9 protein-coding genes and 1 pseudogene are annotated in these 10,629 nt (G+C 60.7%); all 10 read right to left on the bottom strand.

The window, feature by feature from the left end; genetic code table 11:
• On the bottom strand, window positions 1-1,847 hold a 1,847-nt coding region (locus AB4Z27_RS27665; protein ID WP_441645785.1), incomplete at its 3' end, for an ImcF-related family protein.
• A gap of 19 nt (window positions 1,848-1,866) precedes the next feature.
• Window positions 1,867-3,141 carry a hypothetical protein gene (locus tag AB4Z27_RS27660; RefSeq protein WP_441645784.1) on the bottom strand — a complete coding sequence of 425 codons (1,275 nt, stop codon included), beginning with the start codon at window positions 3,139-3,141 and terminating at the stop codon, window positions 1,867-1,869.
• Complete coding sequence (locus AB4Z27_RS27655) at window positions 3,141-3,398, bottom strand: PAAR domain-containing protein (protein ID WP_441645783.1); 258 nt, start codon at window positions 3,396-3,398, stop codon at window positions 3,141-3,143. Before AB4Z27_RS27655 ends, AB4Z27_RS27660 begins: the two co-directional genes overlap by 1 nt.
• Before the next feature lie 55 nt (window positions 3,399-3,453).
• Complete coding sequence (locus AB4Z27_RS27650; RefSeq protein WP_441645782.1) at window positions 3,454-3,672, bottom strand: hypothetical protein; 219 nt, start codon at window positions 3,670-3,672, stop codon at window positions 3,454-3,456.
• A gap of 87 nt (window positions 3,673-3,759) precedes the next feature.
• Window positions 3,760-4,698 carry a DUF6708 domain-containing protein gene (locus AB4Z27_RS27645; protein WP_441645781.1) on the bottom strand — a complete coding sequence of 313 codons (939 nt, stop codon included), beginning with the start codon at window positions 4,696-4,698 and terminating at the stop codon, window positions 3,760-3,762.
• Window positions 4,695-5,495: a hypothetical protein gene (locus tag AB4Z27_RS27640; RefSeq protein ID WP_441645780.1), complete on the bottom strand. Its 801-nt coding sequence runs from the start codon at window positions 5,493-5,495 to the stop codon at window positions 4,695-4,697. The genes AB4Z27_RS27645 and AB4Z27_RS27640 overlap by 4 nt, the downstream gene beginning before the upstream one ends.
• Before the next feature lie 163 nt (window positions 5,496-5,658).
• The gene (locus AB4Z27_RS27635; RefSeq protein ID WP_441645779.1) at window positions 5,659-6,597 is read right to left on the bottom strand and encodes a DUF6708 domain-containing protein; all 939 of its coding nucleotides are present in this window, start codon (window positions 6,595-6,597) and stop codon (window positions 5,659-5,661) included.
• Entirely contained in the window at window positions 6,594-7,517 is a 924-nt protein-coding gene (locus tag AB4Z27_RS27630; protein ID WP_441645778.1) for a hypothetical protein, read from the bottom strand. The genes AB4Z27_RS27635 and AB4Z27_RS27630 overlap by 4 nt, the downstream gene beginning before the upstream one ends.
• Window positions 7,518-7,557: 40 nt before the next feature.
• A complete protein-coding gene (locus AB4Z27_RS27625) occupies window positions 7,558-8,496 on the bottom strand; it encodes a DUF6708 domain-containing protein (RefSeq protein ID WP_441645777.1) in 939 nt (312 codons plus the stop codon).
• Window positions 8,496-10,629: pseudogene (locus AB4Z27_RS27620) on the bottom strand (hypothetical protein); the annotation flags it as partial. The gene AB4Z27_RS27625 and the pseudogene AB4Z27_RS27620, both read right to left, overlap by 1 nt.

Genomic DNA, 10,629 nt, shown 5'->3' with positions numbered 1-10,629 from the left:
GGGGCGATATGGCCCTCGTACGCCTGTCGGGTGAAGATGCCCGGCACGACGGCCGTCGTGCGGACCAGTCCGCGCGGATCAGTGCCTGTTGTCAACGACGCCAGGGTCTGGTCAGGATACCGGTTGCCGTTGTGGGTGCCGAAGGCGTCCAGGATGCCCTGGTAGATCGTGCTTTCGGCGTTGCGCTCCCCGATGACCGCCAGCAGCGTCTGACGCGCGCCATTCACCAGTTCCGGCTGGGGATCGATGCGCCAGTCCGGCTTGGCAGGTAGTTGCGTGGCGTAGAACCCGAGCAGGCGTTCGGCGAGATCGTCCCGTTCGCCCGGCGTGAGCCGCGCATCGGTGGACCAGTGTCGCACCAACTGCGGGGCGAGGAAGCCCGGCTCGGCCCGATCGGTTTGGGCCAGCATCAGATAGGCCTTGAGTGCTTGCTGACCATCCAGTGCTCGCTGGCTGGTCAGTTCGTCCAGCGTGTCCGTGCGCATCTGCGCAAGGTCGGCGAGCGAAGCTTCCAGATTCTGCTCCACGGGCAGGGTGAGCAACTGGCGAGCGGCGTGCGAGTAGGGCTTCCACAGCGCGTCGAGGATCGTCGCATCGCGATTCAGGCCGAAACGTGTCGTCAGTGGGGCGTGATGCCTGGCGCGGTGTTCGTAGCGCTCGATCTGCCGTTGCAGGACAAGCAGCGCACGCAGGCTGGCGGCCGTGTCGGGCGCCGAGCGGAGGTTGTCGACGGCCCGCTGTGCGGCGTGCGCGTCCCGCCCGTTCTGCACGCCGGACACCAGCATGCCGGCGCTCCACAGGCCAATGGCCGTCAGGACCGCGACGGTGCAAACCGTGACCGGGTGCCAGCCGATACGCCTGCCGGGATGCCGCCGGGCGGTTTCGGCGAGGTGTTGCCAGAGCGGCAGTTCGATGCCGGGACCCTCGGCTGCATCGGCGTTCGGATAGGAGGCGAACATGATGCCGCGCAGCGGGATGCGCCGCCGCTGACCGGTCGCCAATCCGCCCAGCCAGTCGGCAAGCATCTGGGCGCGGGTGTCGAGGCGCGCGGACAACTCGCCCATGTGGCGATCGCGGCTGTCGCGGACCAACTGTTCGATACTGAGATCCGAGAGCTGGTTGCGCAGGGATTGCAGCGCCTGGCTGATGGCGTGTGTGTTTGCTGGTGCGGCCAGCTCGCAGCCGATGACCGGGGAACGGGCACAGTCCTGGGCGACATCGATCAGATATACCGGGGCGGACCAGCGCAGCGCCCCGGCGATACGGAGCAAGGTGGCGCTGTACGCATGGGTGCCGTGGCGTTGTGCAGTCGGGTCCGCAGTGCCGTCGATGGTCAACGCTACCGCATCGATCGGTCGATCGCGGCGTAGTGCGGACAGTTGCCTTAGCCACGCCGCGTCCGGATGCCCGTCCTGGTCGGCCTGGCTCCACAGCAGCACGGCGTCCTGCGTGACCAGCCAGCCGGTCTCAACCAGTGCCGGCAGCAGTCGGCCGATCGTCGTGTCATCGCCGGTCACCAGTAGCCAGGGCTGACGGTACCGCCAACGCCGGCCATGGATCCCTTGCAGTTGACTGCGCAAGCGGCTCAATGGCTCGCCAACCGGCACAACATCCTCGGATGGCGGGCCGAGTTCAGCGGAGCCGACATCGCGCATCGCAGCCTTCCGGCTAGCGCGCCTGACCAGCGTGACATGTGCAAGGGCCGCAAGCAGAAAAAAGATCACGAGGCCGCAGATGGCAAGCAACCGCTGCGCCGAAGTCGTCAGACCCAGGACCTCGCCTTTCCCAAGCACGAACAGTCCGGCAGCGACGAGCAATGCAAAAAGAGCAACCAGCGTGTAATTCAATCGCATAAGGAAACCGGTCTCAAGTTCGTGGGCCAACCACCGCGAGCGTCATGGCGTCAGCCTCGGCGATGCTCAGCAATTGCTTCTGCCCGGAGGCCAGCGCGTGAGCCGAGGCAAGGGCCACGCATAACCATGGCGCAGCCGCGCCCGCTGACCCGATGCGAAGATCGACGTCATGTTGGCCTTTCAGTTCGGGCGTCATGAGCACACCCACCCCTTGGCGATCGAGATGGGCCGCCAATCCCCGCTGCATGGGCGCCGCCGAGCCACCGGACATCCACTGGTCCCTGACGTCGACACCGTCCGAACGGCTCCACAGCAGTACCTGACGGAGCCCCTGTCCCAAATCCTTGTCATCGTGCCGTTCCGGCCGGTAGAGCAGGGTCTGGCTCACTAGCCGCTTCTGAGCAACCAACGGCGAGGCGGCGAACATCAGGATGGCGCCGGCTTCCGCCGCGCCGGCAACCGGCGGCGGGTGGAGCAGTGGATTCAGTTGCACCACGCAAAGGAGGTGGACGGCGTCCGTCGCGAAATCGGGCGCGCCGTCGAGCCAGCCGTCGACCGCGATCAGGTCCGGAACGCCTGCGTTGAACTCGGTTCGCACGGCCTCCCCGAGCCCTTGCGTGTGCCATGTGTCGTGCCAGATGGTTTCGACTTCCGCAGTCGCAAGCTGCGCCTCGRCGCAAACCTGAATGACCAGCCGGGTGCGCTCAGGCAACGCGCGGACCTCCGGGGCAATCTGCCGCTGCAGCGAGCCGAACACGTATGGCAACAGGTCGCGGTGCCGCGCTACATCAGCCTGGTCATCGCCGGCCYGCCACGCGTAACCGGCCGGCTCGATCCAGCGCGCGACGATGGCCTCGCCATCGCCCGCAAAGCGGCTTCGCGGCACGAGCTCCAGCGCCCGCTCCACTACCGCCGAGACGGTGTTCTCGTGCGCCTGCGCGGAAAAGAGGAAGCCGGCGCCCAGGACGTGCAGCGGGACCCCGGCTTTGCGGCACACCGCGTCCTGATAGTCGCGCCGCGCCGCGTTATGGTCTTCGGCGCGCGTCCGCTGGGTCTGCAGCACCCCGAGATAGCTGAAGAACAGCATCGCCCACACGATAACCGGGAACGCTRCAACGCAAGTCCAGAACCAGAGCGTTTGCGTGGGCTCGCCCTCCGGCCAGAGGCGGAGGGCAACCAAGGCACCGCCGCCACCGATCAAGGCAAGCAGGAACAGCCAGGGAAGCCACGCAGGCTTTAGCGGTCGGACCTCGCGCTCAGGCGCAATGCGCCGCAGATCGAAGGCCATCAGCGACTTCCTATCGCCCCGCTGGACGCGAGCAGTATCGCGCCGCACAGCGTCTTGTGCCCATGAAAGGCAAGCGGCAGGTTGCCGTCCAGCATCTTCCCGTTGCCTTCCGCGATGGCATTCTCGCCGCAGCGAGGGCAGGAAACCCTGTCGGACTGACGCGCGACAGGGCGTCCGTTAAACGAAACACGTGACGAGCCCGTGAGCACCTTGCCGCCATGGCTGGTGTCGTCACCCACATAGATTGCATTTGGCATGCTGCTCCCTTTGACAGTTGGCATTGAGGAACGACTGCTTTTTCCGTGATAACCGTCACCCTCCCGACATCGTTCGCGCAGCATCCATAAAATTCTTCGCCCCCCACCACGCCGACATCACAGCGAAGAGAAGCGCGACGATGCGAAACGCTGTGCCGGATTTCTTCGCCAGCCGCTCGTCTGACGCCCGCTCCTGAATCCCGCTCGCGTTCGGATCGCGTCTTGTCTCGTCAGTCTTCATCTCTTTGTCCGCCTTGTAGTCATTGCCACGCATTTCGCAAAGTCCTTACTCTGTGTCTTCGGTGCTGAACGCCGCCATTCTTGCTTCGACATCCCTTGAATCAGCCGCTTGTGAACGTCTTCAGCGATACCCCTCTGGATTCGTGCTCGAATCACGCACGTACGGATCGCCTGGCATGATTCGGCAGGCGGCTTCGACATCGGCGGGCCAGAGTGGCACTTTGCTTGTGGCGTGGTGGATCAGACGGCCMAGGAAGAAGAACACGTGGAATGGGAACATGAACCATTTGAGAATAAGGTTCGATGCATCCATGGAAACCAGTGCCACCCAGCCTTGATAGAGGGTTTCCCGCTTGTCTGCGATGGGCAGGCARWACTGGAACCCTGGTGCGTCAATCACGGATTGCGGCCCTTCTTCCATGTAGCGGCGGATGAATTCCCAATGGTGTCGGCATTGGTCGAGGCTCGTCGAGGCGAAGCCGATTACGAACATCTCTCCGACGGTCTGCTCATCCTTCAGGATGAGGCCACAGATGCCATAAGAGCGCACGCCCGCAAACTGGCTGTTGACCCGCAAGGTGAAATACACGTGGTCCCACGATGCTTCCAGCACCGTGTCGTCGCCACGGAATAGGTAGACCTTGCGGTTCTGACGGTTGAAGCGCAACGGGTAATGCGTAYAGCGGAACCACTCGCCGATCTTGAGGTTGAAGGCGACGATGCCGGTGATGAAGAGTGAAACAATCACTGTGCAAATGATCGTCGCCCACAGCATCTCGGACTCGTCGTGATGGTCCCAGTCTGGGTTCAGATAGCGAGCGATTACAGTGTGAAAGAGCGAAATCAAGAAAGCACCGGTTAAGCTCACGCCAAAGATTCCGACTGCGCTCATCCCTCCGCGATTCGAGTAGAGCCCGTCAACCAATTCCAGATAGGTGGAGTTCATCCGTATCGCAAAACCTGAGGCATGCGGGTCGGCCCTTCGCTGACGGATTGGCAGATGCCATTCACGATCCTGATTGTTCAGTGGACGCTGCTTTTTGCTCGTTGTAAACATCATGCCCTCGCCATCACTCGACTAAAGTCGGACTGTTCTGTTGGGAAGTCGGCGTAGCGACCCGACTCCAGCCTGCCCCAGTAGCAGCGCTCTAGCCACTGCGCGAAGTTGTCACCTCTGACGTAATCGATAGCAATACTTATTGCAACCAACACAACCGCCAGGACCAAGCCCCATACCGTTAAGGTGAGTCCCGCGACCATGGTTGCACTACCCGCAGGAGCGAAGGCCGCCCAGATTACAAGGCTCGCAGCAATCGCCCCACCGGTGCCTGCGGCCAATTGCAGTCCCATTAACGCCCATTGCCCGTTATCCATGCTTTGAGCCGCGTCCACGAAATCCAATGCCGCCATTACCCCCGCCAGCACAGCCGTCAGTGCACCCGCCACGCGTAACGCAATTCTGGCGCGCGTCGCATATCGTTCCYCCGTTGCCCGCTTCACCATCCCCGTTGCATACAAATTGCGCCACGTCCCATACGCCTGCACCACCGCCGCCGCCCCGGACGCCAGCGCCCCCAAATACAGCCCGTACCCCAAATTCACCCGAACGTCCTGCGTCCACGTCTTCTGGAACGACAACGCCTTGGCTTCGGCCTGCAGCATCTGCTCCCAGCCCGCGAATTTCCACACGGCGTCGATGGCGGTCAGGATTCCCATCGATACCGCGCCGAAAATCGGGATCGAGCGGCTGATTCTTAGTACGCCGTATTCGTGCAGGCTCTTTGGGGTTTTCACATGCTCGRCCAGCCAGGCGATTTTCTTGGTCGGGTCCTTGATGTTCGCKAGCGTCTTTTCCATGTCGTCRGTGATAAACACGGCAAKCTTCGCTTTWACRTCYTTGGACGCAATGGCCGTGTTGAATGCCCCGATATTGCCGCTGGCGAAGCTTCCCGCAACCTGCCGCTCGGCATACGTGGCCGACTGTCGAGCCCGGCGCGCCCAGTGATGCTTGCATACATCCCTATCGATATCCCTCCGGATTCGTGCTCGAATCCCGCACGTATGGATCGTCCGGCGTGATCTGACACGCTGCTTCGACATCGGCAGGCCATAGGGGCACCTTGCTGGTCACGCGGCAGACGAGACGGCCAAGGAAGAAAAACACGTGGAAGGGGAACATGACCCACTTGGCAACCGGGTTCCACGCATCCTGAGACGCGAGCGCGATCCAACCCTGATAGAGCGTTTCGCGTTTGTCGGCAATCGGCAAGCAGTCCAGGAGGCCGGGTGCGTCTATCACTGTCTGCGGCCCTTCCTCCATATATCGACGAATGAACTCCCAGTGACGCAGGCAGTGGTCGCGGCTGGGCGACGCGTAGCCGAACACGAACATTTCCTCTACGGTCTGTTTGTCCTTCAGAACGAGACCGCATATGTTCCAGATGCGTATCCCAARGATGTTCGCGTTGATTCGAAAGGCGAAGTGCACGTCGTCCCACGGGGCTTCAAGCACCGTATCGTCACCGCGAAATACGTACACCATCCGGTTCCGTCGGTTGAAGCGCATCGGGTAATGCGTGTAGCGGAACCATTCGCCGATCTTGAGATTGAAGGCGACGATGCCAACGATGAGAAGTGAAAACAGTATTAAGCCGAAGATCGTGGCAAACAGCATCTCCGATTCGTCGTGACGATCCCAATTTGGATCGAGGTAGTGGGCGACTATGGTGTACACAAGGAAGATCAGGACAAATGCACTTATTCCCACGCCGAAAATTCCAACCGCACTCATCCCTCCGCGATTCGAGTAGAACCCGTCGACTAACTCGAGATAGGAAGAGTTCATTCGGATCGCCCGGCCTGATGCATGCGGCTCGCCTGCACTGTCATGGATCGGTACATGCCACTCACGATCCTGGTCATTCAGCGGACGTTGTTTCTTGCTCGTTGTAAACATCATGCCCCTGCCATTGCTTGACTAAAATCGGACTGTTCTGTTGAAGAATCGGCATAGCGGCCTGACGCCAACTCGCCCCAGTAGCACCGCTCCAGCCACTGCGCGAAGCTGTCGCCCCTGACGTGGCCGATGGCCATGTTCAGCGCCACCAGTAGGACAGCCAGCACCAGACTCCAACCCGTCAAGCTCAGCCCGGCGACCACGGTTGCACTGCCTGCGGGACCGAAAGCTGCCGAAAATGCGAAAACTGCCGCACTAACTCCAGCGCCCACCGACGTTAGATGAAGTATCGTAAGAGCCCATTGCCCGCGCCCCGCGCTTTGAACGGCATCCACCAAATCCATCGCCGCCGCCACACCCGACAGGGCAGCCATCAGTCCGCCCGTCRTACGCAGCGCTTTCCCGGCTCGCACGGCCAGTTCTTTCCCTGCTGCCCGTTCCAGCATCCCCGTCGCATACACATTGCGCCACGTCCCATAGGCCTTCACCGCATTTCCCACCCCAAGACCGAGCGCCCCTACATACAAACCAAATCCCAAACTCACCCGCACGTCGTTCTGCCATGTCTTSTGGAACGACAACGCCTGCGCTTCGGCTTGCAGCATCTGCTCCCAGCCCGCGAACTTCCACACTGCGTCGATAGCTGTCAGGATTCCCTGCGATACCGCGCCGTAAATCGGGATCGAGCTGCCGATCTTCAGTACGCCGTATTCGTGCAGGCTCTTTGGGGTTTTCACATGTTCGACCAGCCAGGCGATTTTCTTGGTTGGGTCCTTGATGTTCGCGAGCGCCTTATCCATGTCGTCGGTGATAAACACGGCAATCTTCGCTTTCACATCCTTGGACGCAATGGCCGTGTTGAATGCCCCGATATTGCCGCTGGCGAAGCTTCCCGCCACCTGCCGTTCGGCATACGTGGTCAACTGTCGAGCCTGGCGCGCCCAGTGAGGGTTGCATACATCCCTATCGATACCCCTCCGGATTCGTGCTCGAATCCCGCACGTAGGGGTCGCCCGGCGCGATCCGGCAGGCCGCTTCGACATCGGCGGGCCAGCGTGGCACTTTGCTGGTGGCGTGGTAGATCAGACGGCCAAGGAAGAAGAGCACGTGGAATGGGAACATGAACCATTTGAGAATCAGGTTCGATGCATCCATGGAAACCAGTGCCACCCAGCCTTGATAGAGGGTTTCCCGCTTGTCTGCGATGGGCAGGCAATACTGGAACCCTGGCGCATCAATCACGGACTGTGGCCCTTCTTCCATGTAGCGGCGGATGAACTCCCAGTGGTGTCGGCATTGGTCAAGGCACGTGGAAGCGAAGCCGATCACGAACATCTCTCCGACGGTCTGCTCGTCCTTCAGGAGGAGGCCACAGATGCCATAAGAGCGCACGCCTAGAAACTGGCTGTTGACGCGCAAAGTGAAATACACGTCGTCCCACGATGCTTCCAGCACCGTGTCGTCGCCACGGAATAGGTAAACCTTGCGGTTCTGACGGTTGAAGCGTATCGGATAATGCGTATAGCGGAACCATTCACCGATCTTGAGGTTGAAGGCGACAACGCCAGCGATGAACAGCAGCAGAAGAACGGTTAAGGGAACTGTGACCCACAGCATCACGGACTCGTCGTGATGATCCCAATTTGGGTCCATATAATTGAGAAATATGACGCTATAGAATATCGCGGAAAGCGCATACATCAGTAGTCCAATACTGAAGAGTCCAAAGACGCTCATCGCTCCGCGATTTGCGTAGAGGCCGTCGACCAATTCCAAATACGTAGAGTTCATTCGGATGGCGAAGCCTGATGCATGTGGATCAGCCTCCGACTGATGGACTGCCAGTTGCCATTCACGATCCTGATCATTCAGCGGACGCTGCTTCTTGCTAGTTGTGAACATTATGCCTCTGTCATTACTTGATTGAAGTCAGTCTGTTCCGCCAAGGAATCGGGGTAGCGTCCCGATTGGAGTCTTCCCCAGTAAGAGCGCTCAAGCCATTGCGCGAATTTGTCGCCCTTGACGTGGTCGATCGCCATGCCCAGTGCGACCATCACGACCGCTAGCACCAAGCCCCAAGCGGCTAAACTAAGCCCGACGAAGAGGGTCGCACTACCCGCAGGAGCGAGAGCAGCCCAAAATACAAAAGCAGCCGCGGTAGCTCCCGTCACGCCGAAAATAATCTGCAAACCGCCCAATGCCCACTGATTGCGCGACAAGCTCTTCGCGCCGTCCACAATGTCCATCGTCGCCACGACACCCGAGATCACCGCCGTCAAGGCGCCGGCCACACGCAAAGCAATCCCCGCACGTTTTGCCATCCTCTCCCCAGTCGTCCTCTCAACCATCCCCGTCGCATACAAATTGCGCCACGTCCCAAACACCTGCGCCACCGCCGCCGCACCCGCAGCCAGCGCCCCCACATACAACCCATACCCCAGACTCACCCGCACGTCCTGCGTCCACGTCTTCTGGAACGACAACGCTTGTGCTTCGGCCTGCAGCATCTGCTCCCAGCCCGCGAATTTCCACACGGCGTCGATTGCGGTCAGGATTCCCATCGATGCCGCGCCGAAAATCGGGATCGAGCGGCCTATTTTCAGTACGCCGTATTCGTGCAGGCTCTTTGGGGTTTTCACATGCTCGACCAGCCAGGCGATTTTCTTGGTTGGGTCCTTGATGTTCGCGAGCGTCTTGTCCATGTCGTCGGTGATGAATACCGCGAGCTTCGCCTTGACGTTTTTGGACCCGGCCGCCGTGTTGAATGCCCCGATATTGCCGCTGGCGAAGCTTCCCACCACCTGCCGTTCGGCGTATGCCGTCAGCTGCCGGATCTGGCCGTTGCTCAGCGGCTTGGCGCTTTGCTTGCCTGCCTCAACGAGATTGCCGACGAACGTCTGGGCGAGGAATTTGATGGTGTCCCCTGCCTTGCCGCTGACATCGATCACGCCCACCGGCGTGCGCATCGTCACGCCGATAATCGCCATCCAGCGTGCGAGCGTGCGCTCGGCGGCGTTGTTGTTGTATTCGCGCAAGGCCGTGGCGATTGGAGCGGCCACGTGAACCAGCAAGCTGGCGACGGAGTCCGGTAGCAGCTTTCCATTGATTTCCTGCTTCGCGGCGCGTGCTTTTTCCTCTGCGGCATTGACACGCTCCTGGGCTGCCTTCACCTTCTGATAATAGGGATTGTCCGCAAAATTCCGGTCCTCCAGTGCCGCTATCGAGATAAATTCACCGTATGCACGGCCGTAATCGGCCTTCGCCTTGTCCACCGCGTCTTGCGCCATCGCCGCCTTTACCTTCGCATCCCAGGCGGGCTTGAGCAGCGCCTGCATGTGCTGCTGGTACTGATCCATCCGCGTTGCCCACGGCAACTTTGCCGGGTCCAGCGGCATGGCGGCCATCTCGCGGATCAGTGTGTCCTGGCGCAATACCAGCCCTCGGAGTAGCAGATTGCTCCTATCGGTGATGTCACCCTTGAGCCATTGGACGTAGACCATGGCGCAGCCCTCGATTTGCTGCGTTGTGGCGATGCAGCGCTGCAACGTCTCCGCGTATGCGTCGCCGCTCAGTGCATTGCTCCCGTCATGCGTGCAGTCGAGCTTGTTGGCGAGGAGGTTGCTCCGCATCCACGCGGCGTGGGCCTTTGCCAGCGGTTCCACGTGCTGGGCCTGCAGCGCGTCAGTCAAGGTCTTGAACTCATTGCGCCACGCGCTATGGAGTTCAGGCTTGAAGCGGCGCAGATATTTGCCCCACGATTCGTTCTGCGCAGACTGGACTTTCTGCGGGGAAGGATTGCGGATTGCCGCATCCATTTCCTGCTTTTTCTTGACGTCTTCCGGCGTGTCCGGCGGTGCGGCCATTCCCCCGCGGGACGCTGTGTCTTGCCTCGCAAACTCGTAGCTGCCCTCAAGGTAGTTCGCAAGGTGATTCGCCGTACTGAACACCTCGAGTTTCACTTTCTCGTCATTGGATTGCCGGAATGACTTGATGGCGCCATCGAGTGCAATCAGATTCCGGTGCGTGGTGGGATAG

The organism is Cupriavidus sp. KB_39, assembly GCF_052114485.1.
In the GTDB taxonomy this organism is placed as follows: domain Bacteria; phylum Pseudomonadota; class Gammaproteobacteria; order Burkholderiales; family Burkholderiaceae; genus Cupriavidus.
Note: the sequence above shows the minus strand (reverse complement) of the source record. Positions and strands in the feature narration are given on the sequence as shown.